Raw genomic sequence first — 23,084 nt, forward strand, 5'->3', positions numbered from 1 at the left:
TCTTCCCGGGACCGGTTCCTCTTTTCAAGCCGCCCGGTTGCCGGACGAAACTGAAACTCCCTTGCCGAGCACCTCTCTCGACGGCATCAAGGATGGAATAGAATGCGGTGCCTGTATAGGCTTGCTGCGGCAGCGCGATTGCGCGATCTACACAATATCGTGCGGGATCTCGCAAGACGCGGTCCGCGGCGGGCTTATTCTATGGCTGGATCGGTGCCGATAGGAGCGGCGCCGAGGGAGGACGGACTTCATGCTCAAGATGGCGCCGACGGCGCTGCTCGATCACTATCTCGGTATCTCGCGCCTGCTGGCAGGTCAGCTCGATTTCCGCTCGGCCATCAAGGCGGTCGGCGCGGAGGTATCACACATCATCCCGCATGACCATCTCGATGTCTGCATCACCATGGTCAACGGTAAATACCATACCGCCTATGAGACCGGGCTCGACACCGCCTGGGGTGAACATGCGCCGGCGCTGGTTGCCAATAGCCCCATCCGCTCGCTGCTTTGGGGCGAGGTGCAATCCATGCTGACGGCCGATGCCCAGGTGGATCCGCGCTTCCATTTCGAGAATGCCTTCACCCGCCCGATCTTTGAACATAACCTCCGAAGCCGGATTCATGTGCCGCTCAAGGTCGAGGGCGAGGTGATCGGGGCGCTCAGCTGCTCGTCCCACCGGATCGACTTCTACACCGCCGAAGACGTTGCCAATGCGCATTCGGTTGCCGATCTTCTATCACCCTATTTCTTTGCCTTGCGGGCAGCGGATCAGGCCAAGCAGTCTGCCATCGTTGAGGCGGAGGCGCGGGCCCGTGAAGAGGGGCTGCGGCTTGGCGCGCTGAACCTGACGGAAGCGCTGGAACGCGAGCGCCAGCGCATCGGCATGGACCTGCACGACCAGACGCTGGCTGACCTGACCCGGCTGTCGCGCAGGCTGGACCGCCTGATGCAGGAAGGCGAGGTGGGCGGCGAGGCGTTGGAGCCCTTGGCGCGCAGCCTGCAGCACTGCATGCAGGACCTGCGGGAGATCATCGAGGAAGCCAAGCCGTCTGTTCTGCAACTCTTCGGCTTTTCGCAGGCCGTCGAAAACCATCTCGACCGGTCGGTGCGCGACAACGGCTCGCAGATCCGCTGGCAGTTGATCGATGATACCGATGGGCTGATCGACAGCCTGGACAAGACGGTTCGGATCGCGCTGTTTCGCATCGCGCAGGAAGCGATCAACAACGCCGTGCGCCATGCTCAAGCCAGCGAAATCGAGGTACGCATGAGGACGGGTGCTGTGGGTATCGCCATCGAGGTTTGCGACGATGGCCGCGGCATGGCAAAGCCAAACCGCCACAGCGGCGGTGGCATCGACAACATGATGACGCGCGCACGATTGATATCGGCCAAGTTCACCATCGGCCCATGCCGGGATGGCCATGGCACGCTGGTGAAAGTGCAATTGCCGCGCGGCGCGGCCAAACCCAAAATGCCCGGAGAATCCGCATGAAGGTCCTGATTGTCGAAGACGACCCCTTGCACCGCTCCTACCTGCATGAGGCCGTTTGCGCCGCCCTGCCGGAATGCGACACGGTGATCGAGGCCGGCAATGGCACCGATGGCGAACGGCTGGCGCGTGACCACAAGTCGGCGCATGTGGTGATGGACCTGCAGATGAACGCCCGCAATGGCATCGAGGCGGCCCGGACCATCTGGAAGGAGCGGCCCGATACCCGCATTCTGTTCTGGTCCAACTACTCGGATGAGGCCTATGTGCGCGGCGTCTCCCGCATCGTTCCGGACGGAGCCGCCTATGGCTATGTGCTGAAATCGGCCTCGGACGAACGGCTGAAACTCGCCCTGCGCAGTATTTTCGTGGAGGCGCAATGCGTGATCGACCGCGAAGTGCGCGGCATGCAGCAGAAGAGCTTGGGCCAGGTCAACGGCTTCAGCGATACCGAATACGAGATTCTGGTGGATATTGCGCTTGGGCTGACCGACCGGGCCATTGCGCGCCGTCGTGGCCTCTCGCTTCGCAGCGTCCAGAACCGGCTGCAGCATCTCTACGAAAAGCTCGATGTCTACCAGATGTCGTCCGACGATCACGACGATGGCCGCTTCAACCTGCGCGCCCGCGCCGTCACTGTGGCGCTGCTGCGCAAGCTTTTGAACTACAGCGCCCTGGAGCGGGCGGAGGCGGAACTGGCGGACTGGCTGAAGTCGCATTGAGCGGGGCGACCCTGCAATTCTTAAGGAGATGTTACCATAGCCTTGCATCATCTGCATGGGTGGCGTGACGCATTGGCGCTGTTACTCATGCCTAGGCATCTCTATATCAGGGTCATCGAAACGACGCCGGGGCCAACAAGGTTGCTGACGTCAGACAGACCTCAGAAAGGGGATCATCATGAACGTAGCACGCTCTTTCAACAACTGGCTCAAGTATCGTCAGACCGTCAGCGAACTCGGCCGCATGAGCAGCCGCGAGTTGCAGGACCTGGGCATTAACAAGGCCGACATCCATCGCGTTGCCCGCGCTGCTGTTGCTCTGTAATCGGTCCGCTTCAGCCTTCGCAGTTCAAAAGCGCCTGCTCCTCGGAGCGGGCGTTTTGCATTTTGGCCGATGGAAATGGCCCAAAATTGATATGTGATTTTTGCATAACTGCACTGCAACAAAATGCCTATCAAATGCGCAGAATCAGTGTATAGTCATAGTTATCGAAGTGATGCTCCTCCTCCCGCAGATCTTCGATATCAGGCGCCCCACTCCTCCTCCCAGGGGTTGTCTGTAGGAGCAGCGACACTCCTCCTCCCAGTCGCTGCTCGGTTCTTTTCGGAAAGCCTGCCGCACCTCCTCCCGCGGCAGGTTTTCTGGTTTCTGGGACCTTTTTCTTATTCTCGCCCCAAAAACGAGCCGGCTATTCCATCGCCAGGATCATGTTGCGAACGACGGGATAGATTTCCCGCTCCCAGCGACGGCCGTTGAAGACACCGTAGTGGCCGACATTAGCCTGCAGGTGGTGGCGTTTCAGATGTGGCCGCAGCGAGCGACAGAGATCATGCGCAGCCGAAGTCTGGCCGAGCGCGCAGATATCGTCCCTGCCCCCTTCCACCGTCAGCAGTGCCGTATTGCGGATCAGGCCCGGATCGACCTTGCGGCCGCGATGGGTAAAGTTTCCGGTCGCCAGTTCCGCCTTCTGGAAAACCCTGTCGATGGTCTCGATGTAGAATTCCTCGGTCAGGTCGAGCACGGCAAAGTATTCATCGTAGAAGGTCTTGATCTTGTCGGCTTCCGCGGTTTCTCCCTTGGAAAGGTGTTCGTAGAGCTTCTTGTGCGCCTGCTTGTGGCGATCCATGTTCATGGCCATGAAGGCAACCAGTTGCAGGAAGCCGGGATAGACCCGGCGTCCCGCGCCGCCGAACCGCCAGGGCACGCTGCTGATCAGGGAGTGTTCGAACCAGGCGAGCGACTTGGAGACGGCGAGTTCGTTGACCGCCGTCGGGCTCTCCCGTGGGTCGATCGGCCCCGCCATCAGCGTCATGGTCCGCGGCGTTGCCGGGTGGCGCTGCTCCGACATGATGGCGACGGCCGCCAGCGACTGCACGCAAGGCTGGCACACCGCGAGGATATGGGCTCCCGGGCCAATCTCCTCCAGGAAGCGGATGACATAGTCGACGTAATCATCCATGCCGAAGCGGCCGGCTGAGAGCGGCACGTCGCGCGCATTGGCCCAATCGGTGATGTAGACATCGTGATCGCGCAGCAGCGTCTGCACCGTGCCGCGCAGCAGGGTGGCGAAATGGCCCGAAAGCGGCGCGACCACCAGCACGTTGGGTCGCGCCATATCGACATCGGCTGCAAACCGCAGCAGCTTGCCGAAGGGCATGTCCAGCACAGTCTGAAGCGCGATCGGCACCTCGCGATTGCCGATCGTCACCGTCGTGATGTCGAAATCGGGTCGGGCATGCGTGATCTCGAATCGGGAGATCAGTTCGAGGGCGGCGGAGAAGTGTCGCCAGTGGCTTTCGCTCAAGCCTTTCCATGTATTGGCGGAGACTGTCTGCATCATCCGCGCCCATGCGCGAAGCGGCGCGATCATGTCATCCTGGAACTGATAGGCGTGATAGAGCATCGACTGGATCTCCGACGGGCCGTCTCTTTCGGCAGTGCAAAAAATGCTAGTGCAAGACGTGTTGCCATGCGAGAACATTATTCGAGGAAAGAAGATATTCTCCGATAGGGGTTCATGACCAAGATGGCGCAGGCAACGCTGACGATCTCTTCCAAGAATTACTCCTCATGGTCCCTGCGGGGCTGGCTCTTGTGTCGCATGGCCGGCCTGGACTTCGAGGAAGTGTTTGTCGAGCTGAATGACGAGGCCCGCCAGGAGCTTCTCCTGCTGTCGCCCTCGATGCTGGTGCCGCGGCTGACCCATGGTGATGTGACGGTGTGGGATACGCTGGCGATTGCCGAATATCTGCAGGAAACCTTCCCGTCTGCCGGTCTGTGGCCGGCCGACAAGGTGGCGCGGGCACTCTGCCGTTCGGTCTCGGGAGAGATGCATTCCGGCTTTCATAACCTGCGCTCAGCCCTGCCGATGAACCTCAAGGCGCGCCACGCCAAGTTCAAGATCTTTTCAGGCGCGCGGCCTGACGTCGAACGAGTCAAGGCAATCTGGAACGAATGCCTGGTGACGAGTGGCGGTCCCTGGCTGTTCGGCTCAGCACCGACGGTTGCCGATGCGATGTATGCCCCGATCTGCACCCGGTTCCGCACCTATGCGGTAGAGCTTGAGCCGCGGCTTGCGGCCTATGCGGAGATGGTTCTTGCCTGGCCGCTGATGCTGGAATGGACCGAAGGCGCCATCGCCGAACCCGATGAGATCATCGAACTCGAAGTCGAGTTCTGATCCGCCACGACAAATAACAAACCCTCCAGGCGTCATCGGCACGTCATACGCATGCGCTATTCCGGATTCATTCGAATGAATCGGACGGGAGCGCATGCAGCGGGACAGCTGGCAGATTATCAGGGATCGCCTGGCAGGTGATATCGCCTCCGGCAAGCTTGCACCGGGGGCGCGATTGCCCACGGAGCCGGAACTCTGCGCGACCTTCGGTGCGGGGCGGCATTCCGTTCGTCGCGCGGTCGCGTCGCTTGCGGTCGAGGGTAAGCTCAGGGTGGAGCAAGGGCGCGGCACCTTCGTGGAAGCCGCGCCGCTGATCACCTACCAGATCGGCCGTCGCACGCGCTTCCGGCAAAACCTGCTGGATCAGGGCCTGTCACCCAAGGGCGAGCATCTCTCGGCCGAGATCATTCCCGCGCCGCCGAGGGTGGCAAGCGCGCTTGGGATCGCTGAGGGTGCGCTGGTCCATCGCATCCTTCGCCGGGGCTTTGCCGACGGGATACCGCTCAACCTAGGCATGGCTTTTCATGAAGCGGCCGTTTTCCCGGATCTCGGCGCCCGCCGGGCGAGCGGCGTTTCCGTCACGGAGATCTACCGGGATCACGGCATCTCGGATTACTTCCGCAAGAGAACCACGATCTTCACCCGCCGTGCCGAGCCGGATGAGGCAAGGCTGCTCAACCAGCATGTCGATCATCCCGTGATGGTTCTGACGAAGACGGATGTCACGGCGGATGGGCGGGCGATTGGCTATTCCGAAGCCGTCTGGGCCGGTGATCGTGTCCAGTTCAGTTTCGACACACTCGATGACCCCGACCCCGCACCGTCGATACTAGCGCCCGATTCGCTGCAGGAAAGGAATTTCGATGAACAATGATGTGACCGGCGTCCAGGACGCCGGCCTGTCGAACCACGGCTGGTGGCTCGACACCCTGGCGCGCGCCGATGGCGATGCGATGAAGGCCATGGCAGAGTACCTGCTGCCGGGACTGGGCGATATCGACGTCGTGCAAAGCCGCACCGGCCTCGTGATGCTGCCGCTGCGGGATACGGTGGCGGATACGGACTTCCATCTCGGCGAGGTGCTGGTTGCCGAAGCCCATATCCGGCTGCCGGGAACCTCGGTGGAAGGCTATGGCATGGTGACGGGCCGGGACCTGGAACGGGCCATGGCGGTGGCCGTCATCGACGCTGCGGCTGCGGCGGGCAAGGAGACCGACCGTATCGCGCAGTTCATCCAGAGGGAAGCTGAGCGAATTCGCGCTGATGACGATGCGCGCCTGCGTGCGGTTGAAGCCACCCGCGTCGATATGGAGACTTTCTGATGAGCGTTTCTGCCCTGGACCCCCTGTCTCCGCTGAAAGCGCCCATTCCCAATGCAGCGGAGATCCTCGCCAACAGAACCTATGAGGCACTGATGTGGGCGCTGGCGCGACCGGGCACAGTGCAGACGCTGCCGAGCGATGATTTGGCCGCGATCGCCGAGACGCTGGTTGATCGGGAATGCCGCGTCTTCGCTGGCGAGAGCGACCTTGCAGCCAGAATTGCAGCAATGGGGGCGGAGATCGTTGCCGCTGCGCAGGCTGACCATGCCCTTCTCGCGCTGGACACAGCAACAGGGCTTGCCGCGCTTCGAGAGGTGCCGACCGGCACGCATCTTTATCCGGACGAAGGCGCGACAGTCTTTGCAGCCGCCGCGATTGGAACAGGGCAGCGCCTCAGGCTGTCAGGCCCAGGCATTGAAACCTCCTGCGAGATCGCGCTGGGCGGACTCCCCGAGGACGTTTGGTCGATCCGTGCATCCCGATGCCTCTATCCCACCGGCTTCGAACTGTTCTTGATCGATGGCAACAAGGTCATCGGCATTCCCAGATCCACGACTATAGAGGTGCTGTGATGGCCTATGTGGCAACCCGAGGCGGCGAGCGCGCGATCGAACAGGCCGAGCGGCTTTATCGCGCTGAACTTGGCGAGATCGATGCGGGGCGTGTCGCGGAAATCCGGCACTCCCTGCCCTGGTTGATCGACCGGGTGATGGGCGAGGCTTCGCTTTACGAACCCGATCTTGCCGCACTTGCGCTGGCCCAGGCCGGCGGCGATCTCTATGAAGCGGTGCTGTTGTTGCGCGCCTGGCGCACCACCCAGCCGCGGCTGGCCATCGCCGAGCCGGTGACGCAGGATACACTTTTCACCGTTCGCCGCATTTCGGCAGCCTTCAAGGACATTCCGGGCGGTCAGGTGCTTGGCCCTACACTTGACTATTCCCACCGGCTGCTGGCGACCGGTGTGCTGGAGGGACAGCCCTTCGTGCCGCCGCCGGTCGAGCCCGCCGCTTATGCCGCGCCAAGCCGCCAGCTATCGCTTGCCGCGTGGCAGAAGGCGGCCGGACTGGTCGCGGATGTGCAGGCGGTGCCCGTTCAGCCCGACGATATTCCAGACCTTACCCGCGAGCCGCTGCTTTTTCCGGCCAAGCGCGCCCACACGCTGCAAAGCCTGGCCAGGGCCGATACCGGAGGCGTGCTGGCGCTCGGCTATTCGGCCATGCGTGGCTATGGCAATGCCCATCCGACCGTGAACGAGTTGCGTCTTGCCGAAGCCGAGGTCCGCGTCCGCCATCCCCGCGGCACCGTATTCTCCGCCGGTCGTGTGAAGGTGTCCCAGGCGGAGGTGACGACCAATGGCAAGTCCGGCAAGCTGGAACTCGGTTTCTGCGCGACGCTCGGATGGAACGAGGTGAAGGTGATTTCGGGCGCAACACTCGATCTCAATGCGCCCGGTGCACCGAAAAACTCGCCGGTCAACGAGGAATTCTTCCTCTATCACACCGAGCCGGTCGAGGCCTCGGGCTTCTGCATCCATTTCAAGCTGCCGCATTACGTGACGTTCCAGTCCTCGCTGGATGCGCTGCGGGATGCCAACGCGAACAGGACTGCACCGGCAGAACCTGCAAAACAGCGCCAAGAGGAGCCGGCATGAGCCTCGCAAGCCTCACCAAGCCATGGGAAGCTTTCAGCTATGGCTTCCTCGATGCCTCGGCAAAGCGCGAGATGCGCCGCAAGATGCTGAAGGCCATTGCCGTTCCCGGCTGCCAGATGCCCTATGCCAGCCGCGAAGTGCCGATCGCGCGCGGCTGGGGCACGGGCGGATTGCAGGTGACGTTGACGCTCATCAATCCCGCCGCGTCGGTCAAGGTGATCGACCAGGGGTCTGATGACAGCGTCAACGCCGCCTCGATACGGCGCTTCCTCTCCCGGGTCTCCGGCGCGCGCGAAACGTTGGATACGTTGGAGGCGTCGATCCTCCAGAGCCGCCACCGTATCCCCGAGGAAAAACTCAGGGAGGATCAGGTGCTGGTGCTGCAGGTGCCGAACCCCGAGCCGCTGCGGCCCGTCGAACCGAACATATCCATCGCGCGGCAGATGCATGCCGATGTCGATTACAGCCGTCTCTGGCTGACGCTGTACGAACAGATCGTCCGCTCCGGTCGCATCATGCAGGGTGCTGCCTATCCAGCGCTGGTCAATGGCCGTCACGTGATGACGCCATCGCCGATCCCGCGCTGGGATGTGCCGAAGCTTCACATGGCACGTCACCTGACCTTCCTGTCGGCCGGTCGCGAAAAGCGGCTGTTCGCCGTGCCGCCGTTTACTCGGGTGGAGCCGTTGGTGTTTTCCGATGTGCCCTACAAGGTCGAGGACCATGCCGACCTCATTTGCCATCGGTCCGGCGTGAGGGGCTATTTCATGAACGAGATCCCTCAGGATGACGGCAGTTCCGCCTTTGAATTGTCCGACAGCCAGTTCGGCGTCAAGGCGATCCGCCGTGCCGACGGCGAAACGGTGGCGACGGGTGATACCTGGTACAAGAACGGGGAGCTTCGTCCATGACGCTACAGAACAAGACCATTACGGCCGCCTCAATGCAGCAGTTGCCGCCGCAACTGATGACGACACCGCCGCTCCTGACCATGACGGATGTCAACCGCCGCTTTGGCGAAGTCGTTGCCCTGCAGGATGTGTCCGCCACCGTTTATCCCGGCGAAGTGCTCGGCATCGTCGGTGAGAGCGGGTCCGGGAAATCCACCCTGTTGCGGATGATGAACCTGGAAGATACCCCCGACAGCGGCGATTACCGGCTGAACCTGCCGGGCCTGGACGACAATCTCTTCCATCTCGATCGGTTCGAACGGCGCATGCTCTGTGCCCGCCAGATCGGCATCGTCTACCAGAACCCGCATCTCGGCCTGCTGATGAACCATACCAGTTCCGGCAATGTTGCGGAGCGCTTGCTGATCGCGGGCGAGCGCAGTTTTGAAGCCTTGCGTGGACGGGCACGGGAAGCGCTCGATGCCTCGGAATTTCCCTTGAGCCGCATGGATGCGCGGCCGATGGAATTGTCGGGCGGCATGCAGCAGCGGGTGCAACTCGCCAAGGCGATCGCGCTCGAACCGGCGCTGCTCCTACTGGATGAGCCGACGACGGGCTTGGACGTCAGCGTCCAGGCGCTGGTGCTGGATACCCTGAAGCGGCTGCAACGCGACCGTGCGATCACCATGGTGATCGTCAGTCACGACCTCGGCGTCATCAGGACCATGGCCGATCGCGTCATGGTCATGCGCCGGGGGCGCGTGGTGGAGGAAGGCCTGGTGGATCAGATCTTCCAGGACCCGCAGCATGAATACACCCAGCAACTCGTCCATGCGAAACTGTGAGATGACGATGCAAGTCGTTCTTGAAGTCGAGGGTCTCGCCAAGACCTTTCATATGCATCATCTCGACCAGCGTCTGCATGCCTTCACCGGCATTGGGTTTACGCTGCATGCCGGTGAGTTCCTGCTGTTGAAGGGCCCGAACGGGGTCGGCAAATCCACCCTGCTGCGCACGCTCTATCGAAGCTACCTGCCGCGCGACGGTCACATCTGGTACCGCACGGCGGAGGGCCGCATCGATCTCGCGCGCGCCGCCGATGTCGATATCGCGCTCCTGCGCCGCCGCGAGATCGGTTTCGTCACCCAATTCCTGATCGCCCGTCCGCGTGTCGCGGCAGAGGAGATCGTCGCCGAGCCGCTGCGACAGGCAGGGTATGCCCATGCCGATGCTCTCGTTGAGGCGCGACGGTGGCTGGAAGCGTTTGGCGTCAAGCGCGATCTCTGGCGCGCCTATCCGACCACGTTCTCCGGCGGCGAGCAGCAGAAAGTCAACCTCGCGCGGGCTCTGATCCTGCCGCAGCGGTTGCTGTTGCTCGACGAACCGACGGCCTCGCTCGACGTGAATGCGCGCGCTGCGCTTGTGCGCCGGCTTGCTGAACTGAAGGCACAAGGCGTGGCCATGATCGGGGTCTTCCATCATCCGGGCGACGTAGCAGGGCTTGTGGACCGGGACATCGAACTGAAAGCCGAGGAGATAGACGGCAATGTGGATATCTGATTTTCGCGTGGTGTTACTGGACCGCGTCATTGAACGTGGCTCCGTCAGGGTCGAGAACGGCAGGATCGCGGAGATCGCTGAAACCCCGGTGGCCGGCGCCGACATGTCTGGCGATGGCCTGCTGCTTCTGCCGGGCTTCGTCGATATGCATGGCGATATGGTGGAGCGCGAGGTGGAGCCCCGCCTGAACGTGCCGATGCCGATGGAGCTTGGCCTGCGCGATCTCGATCGCAGGCTGGCGGTCGCCGGCATTACAACGGCCTATGCCGCCGTATCCTTCAGCCCCTCGTCCACCTATGGCCATCTGCGCAGCTACGAGCATACCAGCGCCATCATCCGTGCCCTGAAATCGATGGGACCGAAGCTTCTGGTGGATCACCGGGTCCATGCCCGCTTCGAGATCACCTTTCCCAAGGCCCTGGCGGTCATTGATGCGCTGATTGCCGAGGGGGCGGTAGATCTGATCTCGCTCACGGATCATACGCCGGGTCAGGGCCAGTATCGGGATATCGAGCGCCATGTGGAAAAGATGGTACGCGAAAAAGGCGTGAGCCGCGACGAGGCGGCCCAGTCGGTCGCCAAGCGGATCGAGGAACGCACCGTGCCCGCGGAAATCATGGCGCAGACGCTGAATGCGATTTCCGCGACCTGCCGCGCCCATGGCGTCATCCTTGCCAGCCATGATGACGACACGATCGGCAAGGTGGCCCTGATGCACGATCTGGGCGCCGCGATCAGCGAATTCCCGGTGACCATCGAGGCCGCCCGTGAAGCCCGTGCAATGGGGCTTGCCACCGCCATGGGCGCACCAAATGCGCTGCGGGGTCAGTCCTATTCCGGCAATCTGTCGGCGCGTGAAGCCCATGCCCAGGGCGTTCTCGATATCCTGGCTTCGGACTACCACCCCTCCGCCATCCTGCCGGCGATCCTCGAACTGGCCAAGGCAGATCCTGCAGGCCTTCCCGGTGCCACCAGACTGGCGACTCTCAACCCCGCCAGGGCACTCGGCCTTTCCGACCGCGGCGAAATTGCCGTGGGCAAGCTGGCCGATTTCGTCATCGCGGATGATAGCGGCATAGGGCATGTCCGGGCGACCATCCGTCAGGGCGGCAAGATCTATTCCGATGGCTCGGTTTTCCGTCTTCGGGCGGCTTGAATGCGGTCTTTCCGATGCTTTCGGGCCGGTGGCGAGAGCTGCCGGCCCTCTTGTTTGTCCGGGAGGCTCCCTGTCTCGTTTGCGTCATGCGGATGTCACAAATCCGCAAAAATAAATTCATTCGGATGATATCGGGGTGTCACAGACGGGGCTCACGATCAGCCTCATGGAAAAGCACAATCTCACCCTGAGCGGCCTTGGCCGCAGCTTCGGTTCCACCCGCGCGGTGGACGGCGTCAGCCTCGATATCGGCCCCGGCGAGTTCGTCGGGATCATCGGCCGCTCCGGTGCGGGCAAGTCCACCCTGCTGCGACTGGTCAACCGGCTGGTTGATCCGACCGAGGGAAAGGTTGTGTTTGGCGGCCAGGACGTGACGGCGTTGAAGGGTCGGTCTTTGCGCGAATGGCGGCGCCAATGCGCGATGATCTTTCAGCAGTTCAACCTGATCGATCGCCTCGATGTGCTGACGAATGTGCTCGTGGGCCGGCTTGCCTCTCATGGCTTCGCAAGCTCCATGGCCATGCATTTCACCGATGGGGAGCGGGCGCTTGCGATCCGCGCGCTCGACCGGCTGGACCTGGCGCCCCAAGCGCTCCAGAAAGCCGGCACTCTGTCCGGCGGGCAGCAGCAGCGCGTCGCCATCGCGCGTGCGCTGGTTCAAAATCCCCGCATCCTGCTGGCCGACGAGCCGATCGCGAGCCTCGATCCCGGCAATGCCACCCGCGTGATGGATGCATTGCGGTCAATCAACAACGAGGACGGCATTACCGTGCTCGTCAACCTGCACACGCTGGATACTGCGCGCGCCTATTGCGACCGCATCATCGGCATGCGCGCAGGCCGCGTCATCTTCGACGGTAGTGCCCGTGACCTCAGCAGCGATGTCGTCCGCGACATCTATGGCGGCGGCGACCTTTCCGAATTTAACGAATCCGTGACCTCGACGGCGATCCGCCCTGCGGTTCCCGCCTGACCCACCTACCAAGGGAGACATCCATGCGATTTCTAGCCGCGACTGCGCTTATTGCCCTCGTATCCGTTCCGGCCATGGCCGCTGACTGGAAGACCGACTACAAGGTCGTCCGTTTCGGCGTCCTCTCCGGCGAAAACGAAAAAGACCGGATTGCCCGGTACAAGCCTTTCGAGGCCTATCTGGAAAAGACGCTTGGCGTCGACATCGAAATCTTCACGGCCGGAAACTATGACGGCGTCGTGCAGGCGCTTGCCGCCGACCAGATCGAATTCGCCTTCCTCGGCTCGTCCGCCTATGCGGCTGCCTATACCGAGACCAATGGCGGTGTCGAACCGCTGCTCACGTCGCAGCAGGAAGACGGCTCGACCGGCTATTATTCGATCGTCGCCGTGCGTTGCGACAGCCCATACAAGAAGATCGAGGACCTGAAGGGCAAGGTGCTGGCCTTCGCAGACCCGGATTCCACCAGCGGCTATGCCGTTCCCAACTACAATCTGGTGCAGCAGGGTTTTGAACCCTCCACCTATTTCTCGGCCATCCCCTTCTCGGGCAGCCACGAGGCCGGCGTGCAGGGTGTCGTTAACGGCCAGTTCGATGCTGCCGCGACCTACATCAACAATGAGAAGAGCGGCATTCCGCAGCGCATGGTCGCCAAGGGCATGATCAAGGCGGGCGAAGTCTGCTGGATCTGGAAGTCGCCCGAAATCACCTCGGGACCGTTCACCGCCCGCAAGAACCTGCCGGCCGAGCTGATCTCCGCCATGAAGGACGCCGTCAAGAACGTGCCGACCGCCGATCCGGCGGCCTTCAAGGAAATGAGCGGCGCCGAAAGCTCCACCGCCAAGGCCTATGTTGAGGTCAACCATGACCGCTACCAGTGGATTGTCGACATGCGCGCCTGGCTGAAGGCCCAGCGCAAGAGCTGATCGAGCAAGAGACCCAGGGACAGGCGTCAGCGCCTGTCCCTTTCAATTTCCCCTGGATGATGCAGCCATGACAGCCGCCCTTTCCGCCATGCCATTGGCCGCCATGCCGTCGGCCGCCATTGCCGATTTCGAGCGCGCCTATGCGCTTCACCGAAACCGCGCCCGGTTGCAAGCCGCTCTGGTTGGGTTCGTGTTGCTGGCCCTGTTCATCGTGACGGCCGATTTTTCCAACTTCTTCAAGGTAACGCAGGTCACCCTGACGGATGGAACCCGCGCCGAGCGCTGGATCCTGCTCGCCGGCCTGCCCCGCCTTGGGGAATATCTGGCAAAGACAATGCCTTCCCTCTCCTGGGAGACCCTGGGTGCCGATATCGCCACCTGGTTCTGGCGGTGGAAGATCTGGGCCTGGCTGCTTCTCGAGACGGTGCTGATTGCCTTCATGGCAACGGCGCTGGGCGTTGCGGGTGGTTTTCTTCTGTCCTTCCCTGCAGCACGCAACATCACGCCCAATGCATGGGTCCTCTTCGTCACCAGGCGCTTCCTGGAAGTGGCGCGCACTGTTCCTGAACTGGTTTTCGCGCTGATCTTCGTCTTCTGTTTCGGCGTCGGCCCCATGGCGGGCGTTCTGGCCATCGCGCTTCATACCTGCGGTGCACTGGGCAAGCTCTATTCCGAAGCCAACGAAAATCTGGATATGCGGCCCCTGGAAGGCGTGAAGGCTTCTGGCGGCAGCTGGGCCGACCAGATCCGCTACGGTGCGGTGCCGCAGGTTTTGCCCAATATCGTCAGCTACACCCTGCTGCGTTTCGAGATCAATGTACGGTCGTCCTCGATCATCGGCTATGTCGGTGCCGGCGGCCTGGGCCAGGAATTGCGCACCGCCGTCTCCCTGCAGGAATACACCGATCTCTCCGCCCTTTTCATCATCATTTTCGCCGCCGTCTTCGTCATCGACTGGGGGTCGGAAAAGCTCCGCCACCGGCTGATCGGCCTGGAAAGGACTTGAGACATGCAGACCTCGATCTCTCCGACCGATGTCGCCGCCTGGCGCGAAAAGATGCCGGAGGCATTTCGCGAGCCGCTCTCCGTGCGGCTGCGCCGATACGCTCTGTTCGCTGCCTTTGCCGCGTTGTTTGGCTGGTGTCTTTATGATTTCGGCTTTTCTCCGGAGCGGATCATCGCCGGCCTGGGGCGGCTGGGCCGGGTCCTCTCCTTCATGTTCCCGCCCCATGTCTGGACCGAATGGGAGCAGTTTGCCGATATCCTGAATGGCCTGGGCGAAACCCTCTCCATGGCCTTCCTCGGCACGGTTCTGGGCGCCCTCATTGCCTTTCCGCTGTCGTTTCTCGGTGCCAAGAACATCAATCGTCTGCCGCTGCTCCGGTTCGGTGTGCGGCGCGGTTTCGATATCATCAGAGCCTTCGAAACGCTGATCCTGGCCCTGGTCTTCATCCGCGCCTTCGGACTCGGGCCGCTGCCCGGCGTGCTCGCCATCGCCGTCAGCGAGATCGGCGTTCTCGCTAAGCTCTATGCCGAAGCGATCGAGAACATTTCCAAGAAGCCGGTGGAAGGCGTCGTGGCGTCGGGCGGGTCGCGCATGCAGGCCGTGCGCTTTGCCATGATGCCGCAGGTCATGCCGGTTCTGCTCTCCATCACGCTCTACAACTTCGAATCCAATGTGCGCTCCGGGACCATTCTCGGCATCGTCGGCGCGGGCGGCATCGGCTTCCTGCTGTCGGATCGTATCGGTGCCTATCGCTGGGATGAGGCCTGGTCGATCATCTTCCTGATCATTGCCATGGTCTATGTAATCGATGCCCTGTCGGCGGCGATCCGCACGCGCTTCATTGGAACAATGGGAACCACGCGATGAAAATGCTGAGCGAGCAACCGACCATTCATGACACCGCCAGCGTGATCGGCTGCGAACTGGGTCGATGGACCGAAATTCAAGCCCATGTCAGCATGCGTGACAGCCAGTTTGGAGACTATTCCTACATCGTCAAGGGCGGCAATGTCGTGTGGTCCACGATCGGCAAGTTCTGCTCGATCGCCGAGGGCGCGCGCATCAATCCCGGCAACCACGCCACCTGGCGCGCCAGCCAGCACCATTTCACCTATCGCGCCGCGCAATATGGTCTGGGTGAGGACGATGCCGAATTCTTCCAATGGCGCCGGGATCATTGGGTGACGATCGGTCACGATGTCTGGATCGGGCATGGCGTCACCATTCTTGCCGGTGTGACCGTGGGCACGGGGGCCGTCATCGGCGCCGGCGCCGTCGTCTCCAAGGATGTGGAACCCTACACCATCGTCGGTGGCGTGCCGGCGAAGCTCATCAAGCGTCGATTTAGCGAGGCCCAGGCCGAAGCTCTGATGCAGATCGCCTGGTGGGACTGGCCGCATGACACACTCCGCCATGCGCTTCCCGATATCCGGCGCTTGTCGATCGACGCCTTCATCGAGAAATATCGTCCGGGCACATCTGCGCCGGCCGCCACCATGGAGGCTGAGGCCGGTGAATAGCTATATCACCATCGAAGATCTGACCGTTGCCTTTGACGGCGTGACTGTTCTGCACGGCATCAACCTTGCCATCGGCAGGGGCGAAACGCTGGGTCTGGTCGGCGAATCCGGCTCCGGCAAATCCTTGACCTGGCTTGCGGCACTCGGTCTGCTGCCCGGCAAAGCAAAGGTCGGCGGCCGCGTGATGCTGGATGGCGAGAACCTCGTCGGCATGGCACCGAGCGCGCTGCGTCGCATCCGCGGCGGGCGTATCGCGATGATCTTCCAGGATCCGGCAAGCGCGCTGAACCCAATGCTCACCATCGGCAGCCAGATTGGCGAAGCTCTGCTGCTCCATCGCGGCCTTTCGGGGCGTTCGGCACGGGCAGAGGCGCGCCGCCTGCTTGATCTCGTCGGCATTCCCGATGCGGAGCGACGGCTCTCCGCCTATCCGCATGAACTATCAGGCGGGCAGAACCAGCGCATCATGATTGCCATGGCGCTGGCCGGCGAACCGGACTTGCTGATCGCCGACGAACCGACCACGGCACTTGACGTGACGATCCAGGCGCAGATCCTCGATCTGCTGGCCTTGGTGCAGCGCGAATCCGGCACCGGCCTCGTGTTGATCAGCCATGACCTCGGCGTGGTCGCCCAGACCTGTGACCGGGTTGCGGTGATGTATGCGGGGCGGATTGTCGAGGAGGCCGCTGCCGAGCAATTGTTCGACCGCCCCGCCCATCCCTATAGCCGTGGCCTGATCGACAGTCTGCCGCGCATCGATGGACCGCGCCGCCGGTTGGTGTCGATCGGCGGTACGGTTCCCGATCCCCGGTCATTGCCGCAAGGCTGCGCCTTCTCACCCCGATGCGCCAGGGCAAGCATTGACTGCCAGCATTCGGTGCCGCCGCTTGCCGGCATCGGTGGCGGTCGTAACCTCGCCTGCTTCAATGCGGTCCAATACGAGCGGCTGCCGGTGGCGGGTGTGTCCCTGGAACGGGTGTCACCATGACCAGGTCATTGCTGGACGTCCGATCCATCGCCCGTGTCTACGATATGCATCACGGCATGTTCGCCAAGGCTGCGGGCGTGCGCGCGGTCGACGATGTCTCGCTGCTGCTGGAACGCGGCGATACGCTTGGCATTGTTGGCGAAAGCGGTTCGGGCAAGTCGACCACTGGTCGCGTCGTTCTCGGTCTGGAGCCGCCGAGCGCGGGCGAGGTCCTGTTCGACGGCAGGCCGATGCCCCGGCATGGGAGCCCGGAATGGCGCAAGGCCCGTATGCGCATGCAGATGATCTACCAGGATCCGTTCGGCGCACTGGATCGTCGCATGCCGGTCGCGGCACAGGTGCGCGAACCCCTAGATATTCACGCGATCGGCACGCCGGCCGACCGGGATGCGCGTGTTGGTGAGTTGCTGCAGGCGGTCGGGCTGTCTGCGAGCGTGACGAAGCGCTTTCCGCATGAACTCTCGGGCGGACAACGTCAGCGGGTGGTGCTGGCGCGCGCGCTCATCACCCGGCCCGATCTCCTCGTCTGCGACGAACCTGTCTCGGCGCTCGACGTGTCGATCCAGGCCCAGGTGGTGAACCTCCTGAGCGATCTGCAGGCGGATCTCGGCATTGCCATGGTCTTCATCAGCCATGACCTGCGGGTCGTGCGCCAGGTCAGCCGGCGCATTGCTGTCATGTATCTCGGCCGGATCGTCGAGGAAGGCGATGCGGATGATCTCTTCGTCCGCCCCGAGCATCCCTATACCCGCGCACTGGTTTCCGCGGCGCCTATGCCCGGCCGTCGCATGGCCGATCGGGACATGCTGCAAGGTGAGCCGCCAAACCCCGCCCACCGTCCTTCCGGCTGTTCGTTCCATCCACGCTGCCCCGTGGCCCTGGCGCGTTGCCGGACGGAGATGCCTGCGCTTGCTGATCTCGGCGGCAACCGGTTGGTGGCCTGCCACCTTGCCACAGGGGCGAACTCTATAGACGTGGCTTCGCCTTCCGGCAGTGCCGCTGCCCGCACCATGGAGGGCGCTGCCCGATGACCGTCCAGAGCCTTGTCGCCATTCTCTATCGCGTGTTGCGTTCGCTGATCACGCTCCTGCTGTGCGTAACGGTCGTTTTCGTCGTCTTGCGCACGGCCGGCGATCCCGTCGATCAATTGCTGCCGCCCGAAACACCGCCCTCCGTCATGGAGGACTACCGGGTGGCCTGGGGCCTCGATCGGCCGCTTTATGTGCAATACGTCGCCTTTCTCGGCCGTGCCCTGCAAGGAGATCTCGGCGTCTCCTTCACCAATGATTTGCCGGTGGTCGATGTGATCGTTGAGACATTGCCGCGCACACTGATGCTGGGCATTTGCGCGCTGCTGCTGGCATCGCTTCTCGGCTTGACTTTCGGCATCCTCGGCGCGGTGCGGCGGGGTTCGGCTGTCGATCGCGGCGTCATGGCCTTTGCGGTGCTCGGCTATTCCATGCCGATCTTCTTTCTCGGGATCATGATGATACTCCTGTTTGCCCTGCAGCTGCGCATCCTGCCGTCATCAGGGGCGACGACATGGCTGCACCTGATCATGCCGACGGTGACGCTGGCGCTGCCGCTGGCCGGGCGCATCGCCCGCTTTGCCCGCACGGCGACATTGGAGGTCATGGGCAAGCAGTTCATCCGCACCGCCCATGCCAAGGGCGCCGGGCAGACCACGGTGATCCTGCGCCATGCGCTACCCAATGCCATGGTGCCGCTCCTGATGTTCTACGGCATCGAGATTGGCTTGACGCTCTCTGGTGCAGTCGTGGTCGAGACCATCTTCGCCTGGCCCGGCCTCGGCCGGCTGCTGGTGTCTTCTGTCTACATGCGCGACCTGCCGGTGGTCCAGGGCGTCATCCTCACGGTGACCCTGATCATCGTGCTGTCCAATCTTCTGGTCGATATCCTCCATGCGGTCATCGATCCCAAGGTCAGCCTTGCCCGCACGCTTGGAGGTGCCCAATGACGACGATCGACAGCCCTGCTTTGCCCCGTCGTCGGCTGTTAGGTGGCATGCCCATCTCGATAGTCATCAGCCTGAGCTGGCTCGCGCTCGTCGTGCTCGTAGCCATCTTTGCCGATCTGGTGGCACCTGCCCATTACACCACGCAGGACCTGCTCGCGCGTTTCCGCCCGCCCGTTTTCATTGGCGGCAGTTGGGATCATGTGCTTGGTACTGATCATCTGGGCCGGGATGTTCTGAGCCGCATCATCTATGCGCTGCGCACCTCAATCCTCATTGCTGTCCTCGGCACCCTGATCGGTGCCGTCTGCGGCACGCTCATGGGGCTTGCGGCCGGGCGGCTGCGCGGGCTTGTCGATCTGTTCGTGATGATGCTCACGGATATCCAGACGGCGATGCCATCGCTTTTCATCGCCATCGCCTTCCTCGCCTTCTTCGGCAACAGCATCCCTCTGTTCATCGTCCTGGTCAGCCTGGAAGGCTGGGAACGCTATGCGCGCCTTGCCCGAGGACAGGTCATTTCGGAGCAATCGGCCGATTATGTGAAGGCCGTGGAAGCACTGGGCGCGGGTCCTGGCCGCGTGGTCTTCCGGCACCTGTTGCCGAATATTGCCGCGGCGCTCGTGGTGCAGGCGACGCTCAATTTCCCCGGCACGATCCTGCTGGAAACCTCCCTTTCCTTCCTTGGCCTTGGCATACAGCCGCCCGGCACCTCCCTTGGGCTGATGCTGGGAGAGGGCCGCAATTACCTGCTCAACGCGTGGTGGATCGCCGTCCTGCCCGGTATCGTCATCTTCCTCACAACCCTTGCCATGAGTCTCTTCGGCGACTGGCTCCGCGACCGTCTCGATCCGACGGCCGAACAGGAAGGATGATGCCATGACATTCACATCGATCTGGACTCGAGAACATATGACCGGCGCGCCGGTCTTTGTCGGCGGTCACCGGGGAGCCAGCACCGAAGCCGGCGAAAATTCCCTCGCCGCATTCGAGCAGGCGGTGGCCGCCGGCGCCGATTTCATCGAGTTCGACTGGCGGCTGACCGCGGACAACATTCCGGTCGTCTTCCACGACGAAACACTGGAGCGGCTGCATGGTGACGCCAAGGCGATCGGCGAGATCTCGTATGCCGAGTTGCACGCCATGCATCCGGCCCTGCTGACGGTTCCACAAGCGCTGACTGCCGTCCGCGGTCGAATTTGCGTGCTGCTGGATACGAAGATCACCGAACCCGAGGCCTTAGGCTCGGCCCTTGACCTGATTGCACCCCATCTTGGCGATGATGCCGCGGTCGCCTTCGGCGTCCGTTCCCTGGAAGCAAGCGCGGTGGTCAGGCAGCGATTGCCTGATAGTCCCATGCTCGGCTTGTTCAGAGATTATGGCGACTATCCAGCCTTGCGGGAGATGGACGGCCTCTGGGCTCGTCTTTGGGAGGATGATGCAACCGAGGCGTCAATCGGCACGCTCCAGGCCATGGGGCTCCGGGTCATCATCATGGCCGGCCAGCCAACCCATGAGGGTGTCGGCGTCGTCACGCCGGAACGGATGCACACGATCCTTCAGCGACGGCCCGATGCCGTGATGCTCAACGATGTCAGGCTGGGTCTTGCCGCACGCGCGGCAGACGCGCCTGCCAAACCGAATTCGCCGGGGGGCTGACCACCAATCCCTCCGGCAGGTGGCTGCGGCCTCGAAAACCCAGCCATGCAACTCCCGTCGTATCAACCAACGGAGCCTACGATGCCCAATATCAACCGCCGCCTGCTGCTGCAGGGTGCCGCCCTGACACCTTTCATCTTCGATTTCGTGCCCTCGGCCTTCGCTGCCGCCGGCGCACCCCGCCCCGATTTCACCGTTGCCGTTGCGGCGCTGCCGGCAACGCTGGAGCCAGCGCGTGAGCTTTCCAATGTCGGCACGCGCGTCACCTATTCCGTATTCGATACGCTGATCCGCCGCGATTTCCTCGGCTCGCCGGATGGTGGCGGCTCCGAGTTGAAGCCGCATCTGGCAACCTCCTGGGAGCGCGTCAGCCCCTCTGAACTCATCGTCAAGCTGCGCCAGGGCGTCAAGTTCCACAACGGTGACGAGCTGACGGCTGACGACGTGGTCTACACCTTCCGCGACGGACGCCTGCGTGGCGAAAAGGCCCAGATCCCCGGGGGCAAGCCCTATTTCGGCATTCTGAAGGATGTCACGGCGATCGATCCCTACGCCGTGCGCTTCACCACCAAGGTCGCCGACGTGCTGCTGGAGCAGCGTCTCGCCTCCTGGTGCGCCTGGATCGTCAACAAGCGCGCCTATGAAGAAATGGGCTTCGACGCCTATTCGCGCGCGCCGGTCGCAACCGGTCCCTACAAGGTCATCTCCCACAGCCAGAACGAGGCGACGGCTCTGGAAGCCTTCGACGACTATTTCCTCGGCACCCCCACCGCCAAGAAGGTAACCTTCCGCGCCGTTCCGGAACTGGCCGCCCGCGTCGCCGGCCTGGTATCCGGCGAATTCGACCTGATCACCAACGTACCCCCGGACCAGGTGGCGATCATCGGCGGCTATGACGATATCGAGATCCGCTCGGTCGTCCTCGCCAATTCCCATGTTCTCGTCTTCGACAATCATGACAAGGTTCTGGCCGACAAGCGCGTGCGTCAGGCCCTTTCCAACGCCATCGACCGCCAGAAACTGGTCGATACGCTTTGGCTCGGCAAGGCAGAGGTCCCCGGCAGCCACAACTATCCGGAATATGGCCAGATGTTCGTCGAAGGCCGCAAACTTCCCTACGATCCCGAGAAGGCCAGGGCTCTGCTGGCCGAGGCTGGCTACAAGGGCGAGAAGATCGTCTACAAGACCCAGGCATCTTATTACACCAATGCCCTGGAAGCAGCCCAGGTTCTGGTCGAAATGTGGAAGGCCGTCGGCATCAATGCCGAGCTGCAGGTCGTGGAAACCGGCGACCAGATGAAGGGCGAAGGCGCCCAGGTCTACAACTGGTCGAACTCCACACGCCTGCCCGATCCGCTCGGCGCTCTCTGGGTTGCCTGGGGTCCGGGTGGCGAAATCCAGTCGAAGGACGTCTGGTCTCCCGAATCCCGCAAGGCCTTCAACGAATATGGCCAGGCGCTTGAGGCCGAAACCGATCCGGTCAAGCGCAAGGAACTGTTCGTGAAGATGCTGGACACCTGGGAAGACGAAGCGCCCGGCACGATCCTCTACCAGCCCTTCGAGGCCTACGCGATCAAGAAGTCGATCCAGTGGCGTCCGACCACCTTCTACTTCATGGATCTGCGCCCCGACAACCTGCGCTTCCCGCAGGCCTGAGGAACAAGACATGGCCAATAGGCTGACCATCGTCCAGGTATCCGATACGCATCTGTCGCGCAGCCATGCCTGGTTCACGGCCAATTGGCCTGTCTTCGTTGAGGAAATGCGCCAGTTGTCGCCCGATTTCATCATCAATTCGGGCGACATCTCCTTCAACGGGCCTGACAGGCCCGATGATCTTGCCTTCGCTGTCGCCTGCCACCGGGAGCTTTCCTCTCCGTGGCGGGCCATTGCAGGCAATCACGATGTCGGCGAGGCGCCGGTCGCCTCGCGGCTGAACCAGCCGGTGAACGACGCGAGGCTCGCCGCCTGGCGCAGCCATGTCGGTTTGTCATGGTGGGTCCAGGATCTGGAAAAGGACGGCCTGCGTCTGCGGCTGATCGGTCTGGACAGCGCCCTGATGGGCAGCGGCCACGAAGAGGAGGCCGTGCAAGCGGCCTTTCTGGAAACCGCCCTTGCCGAACGCGACGGCCGCCTGACCATGGTGTTCACTCACATGCCGCCCTTCGACAAGGATCCGGACGACCAGAAGATCACCACGCACTGTATCCTGCCGGAGCCGCGCCGCTGGCTGCTCGACCGATGCCTGGAGCATGGCGTCGCGGTCTTGGCTGCCGGACATATCCATCGCCATACGGTGCATGACTACAAGGGACTGGCGATCGTCACCGCACCCGCCACGTCCTTCGTCAACATGCCGGCGAGCCCACCCAGCGATATCAGCCATATGCGGACCGGCTATCTGCTCTGGCACCTGGATGCGGACGGCCTGCGCCATCAGGTGGTGCGGCCGCGCCTCTTCATCAGCATCGATGCCAGCAACTGGACGGAGCAGGCCAAGACCACGACGTCGCTGCCGGAGCGGCCACTCCAGCCGTGGTTCGGCTGAGCGCCTCCGATT

General features: G+C 62.6%; 25 protein-coding genes. 24 read left to right on the forward strand and 1 reads right to left on the reverse strand.

Translation table 11 applies throughout. The features are described from left to right. Nucleotides 1–250: 250 nt before the first annotated feature. From B9A97_RS07820 to B9A97_RS07830, 3 genes are all read left to right on the forward strand, one after another. Complete coding sequence (locus B9A97_RS07820; protein ID WP_084364503.1) at nt 251–1,495, forward strand: GAF domain-containing sensor histidine kinase; 1,245 nt, start codon at nt 251–253, stop codon at nt 1,493–1,495. Next, on the forward strand, nt 1,492–2,214 hold the full coding sequence (locus B9A97_RS07825) for a response regulator transcription factor (RefSeq protein ID WP_084364505.1): 723 nt from the start codon (nt 1,492–1,494) through the stop codon (nt 2,212–2,214). Before B9A97_RS07820 ends, B9A97_RS07825 begins: the two co-directional genes overlap by 4 nt. A gap of 178 nt (nt 2,215–2,392) precedes the next feature. Next, nucleotides 2,393–2,539 carry a DUF1127 domain-containing protein gene (locus B9A97_RS07830; RefSeq protein WP_084364507.1) on the forward strand — a complete coding sequence of 49 codons (147 nt, stop codon included), beginning with the start codon at nt 2,393–2,395 and terminating at the stop codon, nt 2,537–2,539. Between the two features lie 364 nt (nt 2,540–2,903). Here B9A97_RS07830 and phaZ read toward each other — a convergent pair whose 3' ends face one another. Next, complete coding sequence (gene phaZ, locus B9A97_RS07835; protein ID WP_084364509.1) at nt 2,904–4,118, reverse strand: polyhydroxyalkanoate depolymerase; 1,215 nt, start codon at nt 4,116–4,118, stop codon at nt 2,904–2,906. Nucleotides 4,119–4,241: 123 nt separating this feature from the next. On the opposite strand from phaZ, the gene B9A97_RS07840 reads away from it, so the two are divergent. The 21 genes from B9A97_RS07840 to B9A97_RS07940 all read left to right on the forward strand — a co-directional run bounded on the left by B9A97_RS07840 (nt 4,242) and on the right by B9A97_RS07940 (nt 23,072). Then, nucleotides 4,242–4,895 (forward strand): glutathione S-transferase family protein, encoded by a 654-nt coding sequence (locus tag B9A97_RS07840; protein ID WP_084364949.1) that lies wholly within the window; start codon nt 4,242–4,244, stop codon nt 4,893–4,895. Between the two features lie 94 nt (nt 4,896–4,989). Beyond that, nucleotides 4,990–5,769 carry a phosphonate metabolism transcriptional regulator PhnF gene (gene phnF / locus B9A97_RS07845; RefSeq protein ID WP_084364511.1) on the forward strand — a complete coding sequence of 260 codons (780 nt, stop codon included), beginning with the start codon at nt 4,990–4,992 and terminating at the stop codon, nt 5,767–5,769. Further along, nucleotides 5,759–6,217 carry a phosphonate C-P lyase system protein PhnG gene (gene phnG, locus B9A97_RS07850; RefSeq protein ID WP_084364513.1) on the forward strand — a complete coding sequence of 153 codons (459 nt, stop codon included), beginning with the start codon at nt 5,759–5,761 and terminating at the stop codon, nt 6,215–6,217. The genes phnF and phnG overlap by 11 nt, the downstream gene beginning before the upstream one ends. Next, a complete protein-coding gene (phnH, locus tag B9A97_RS07855; protein WP_084364515.1) occupies nt 6,217–6,789 on the forward strand; it encodes a phosphonate C-P lyase system protein PhnH in 573 nt (190 codons plus the stop codon). The genes phnG and phnH overlap by 1 nt, the downstream gene beginning before the upstream one ends. Continuing rightward, nucleotides 6,789–7,868, forward strand: coding sequence for a carbon-phosphorus lyase complex subunit PhnI (locus B9A97_RS07860; RefSeq protein ID WP_084364517.1), 1,080 nt, complete (start codon nt 6,789–6,791; stop codon nt 7,866–7,868). Before phnH ends, B9A97_RS07860 begins: the two co-directional genes overlap by 1 nt. Then, nucleotides 7,865–8,779, forward strand: coding sequence for an alpha-D-ribose 1-methylphosphonate 5-phosphate C-P-lyase PhnJ (locus B9A97_RS07865; RefSeq protein WP_084364519.1), 915 nt, complete (start codon nt 7,865–7,867; stop codon nt 8,777–8,779). The genes B9A97_RS07860 and B9A97_RS07865 overlap by 4 nt, the downstream gene beginning before the upstream one ends. Continuing rightward, nucleotides 8,776–9,603 carry an ATP-binding cassette domain-containing protein gene (locus B9A97_RS07870; protein WP_084364521.1) on the forward strand — a complete coding sequence of 276 codons (828 nt, stop codon included), beginning with the start codon at nt 8,776–8,778 and terminating at the stop codon, nt 9,601–9,603. The genes B9A97_RS07865 and B9A97_RS07870 overlap by 4 nt, the downstream gene beginning before the upstream one ends. Nucleotides 9,604–9,610: 7 nt before the next feature. After that, nucleotides 9,611–10,318: a phosphonate C-P lyase system protein PhnL gene (locus tag B9A97_RS07875; protein ID WP_084364951.1), complete on the forward strand. Its 708-nt coding sequence runs from the start codon at nt 9,611–9,613 to the stop codon at nt 10,316–10,318. After that, nucleotides 10,305–11,474: an alpha-D-ribose 1-methylphosphonate 5-triphosphate diphosphatase gene (locus B9A97_RS07880; protein WP_084364523.1), complete on the forward strand. Its 1,170-nt coding sequence runs from the start codon at nt 10,305–10,307 to the stop codon at nt 11,472–11,474. Before B9A97_RS07875 ends, B9A97_RS07880 begins: the two co-directional genes overlap by 14 nt. A 166-nt stretch (nt 11,475–11,640) precedes the next feature. Further along, nucleotides 11,641–12,447: a phosphonate ABC transporter ATP-binding protein gene (gene phnC, locus B9A97_RS07885; RefSeq protein ID WP_084364953.1), complete on the forward strand. Its 807-nt coding sequence runs from the start codon at nt 11,641–11,643 to the stop codon at nt 12,445–12,447. 23 nt (nt 12,448–12,470) lie between these two features. Beyond that, nucleotides 12,471–13,373, forward strand: a complete 903-nt coding sequence (gene phnD, locus B9A97_RS07890) for a phosphonate ABC transporter substrate-binding protein (protein ID WP_084364525.1) — start codon at nt 12,471–12,473, stop codon at nt 13,371–13,373. Nucleotides 13,374–13,440: 67 nt separating this feature from the next. Next, the gene (gene phnE / locus B9A97_RS07895; RefSeq protein ID WP_084364527.1) at nt 13,441–14,379 is read left to right on the forward strand and encodes a phosphonate ABC transporter, permease protein PhnE; all 939 of its coding nucleotides are present in this window, start codon (nt 13,441–13,443) and stop codon (nt 14,377–14,379) included. A 3-nt stretch (nt 14,380–14,382) separates the two neighbouring features. Next, complete coding sequence (gene phnE / locus B9A97_RS07900) at nt 14,383–15,246, forward strand: phosphonate ABC transporter, permease protein PhnE (RefSeq protein WP_084364529.1); 864 nt, start codon at nt 14,383–14,385, stop codon at nt 15,244–15,246. After that, a complete protein-coding gene (locus B9A97_RS07905) occupies nt 15,243–15,899 on the forward strand; it encodes a DapH/DapD/GlmU-related protein (protein ID WP_084364531.1) in 657 nt (218 codons plus the stop codon). The genes phnE (B9A97_RS07900) and B9A97_RS07905 overlap by 4 nt, the downstream gene beginning before the upstream one ends. Next, nucleotides 15,892–16,890, forward strand: coding sequence for an ABC transporter ATP-binding protein (locus tag B9A97_RS07910; RefSeq protein ID WP_143530367.1), 999 nt, complete (start codon nt 15,892–15,894; stop codon nt 16,888–16,890). The genes B9A97_RS07905 and B9A97_RS07910 overlap by 8 nt, the downstream gene beginning before the upstream one ends. Further along, on the forward strand, nt 16,887–17,921 hold the full coding sequence (locus B9A97_RS07915) for an ABC transporter ATP-binding protein (RefSeq protein ID WP_084364535.1): 1,035 nt from the start codon (nt 16,887–16,889) through the stop codon (nt 17,919–17,921). The genes B9A97_RS07910 and B9A97_RS07915 overlap by 4 nt, the downstream gene beginning before the upstream one ends. Further along, nucleotides 17,918–18,868 (forward strand): ABC transporter permease, encoded by a 951-nt coding sequence (locus tag B9A97_RS07920; protein ID WP_084364537.1) that lies wholly within the window; start codon nt 17,918–17,920, stop codon nt 18,866–18,868. Before B9A97_RS07915 ends, B9A97_RS07920 begins: the two co-directional genes overlap by 4 nt. Beyond that, entirely contained in the window at nt 18,865–19,740 is an 876-nt protein-coding gene (locus tag B9A97_RS07925) for an ABC transporter permease (RefSeq protein WP_084364539.1), read from the forward strand. The genes B9A97_RS07920 and B9A97_RS07925 overlap by 4 nt, the downstream gene beginning before the upstream one ends. A 4-nt stretch (nt 19,741–19,744) precedes the next feature. Continuing rightward, nucleotides 19,745–20,524 carry a glycerophosphodiester phosphodiesterase gene (locus B9A97_RS07930; RefSeq protein WP_084364541.1) on the forward strand — a complete coding sequence of 260 codons (780 nt, stop codon included), beginning with the start codon at nt 19,745–19,747 and terminating at the stop codon, nt 20,522–20,524. 81 nt (nt 20,525–20,605) lie between these two features. Next, entirely contained in the window at nt 20,606–22,180 is a 1,575-nt protein-coding gene (locus tag B9A97_RS07935) for an ABC transporter substrate-binding protein (protein WP_084364543.1), read from the forward strand. Between the two features lie 10 nt (nt 22,181–22,190). After that, nucleotides 22,191–23,072 carry a metallophosphoesterase family protein gene (locus B9A97_RS07940; protein ID WP_084364545.1) on the forward strand — a complete coding sequence of 294 codons (882 nt, stop codon included), beginning with the start codon at nt 22,191–22,193 and terminating at the stop codon, nt 23,070–23,072. Nucleotides 23,073–23,084 lie beyond the last annotated feature (12 nt).

It is taken from the genome of Rhizobium sp. RU36D, assembly GCF_900176345.1.
GTDB lineage: Bacteria > Pseudomonadota > Alphaproteobacteria > Rhizobiales > Rhizobiaceae > Allorhizobium.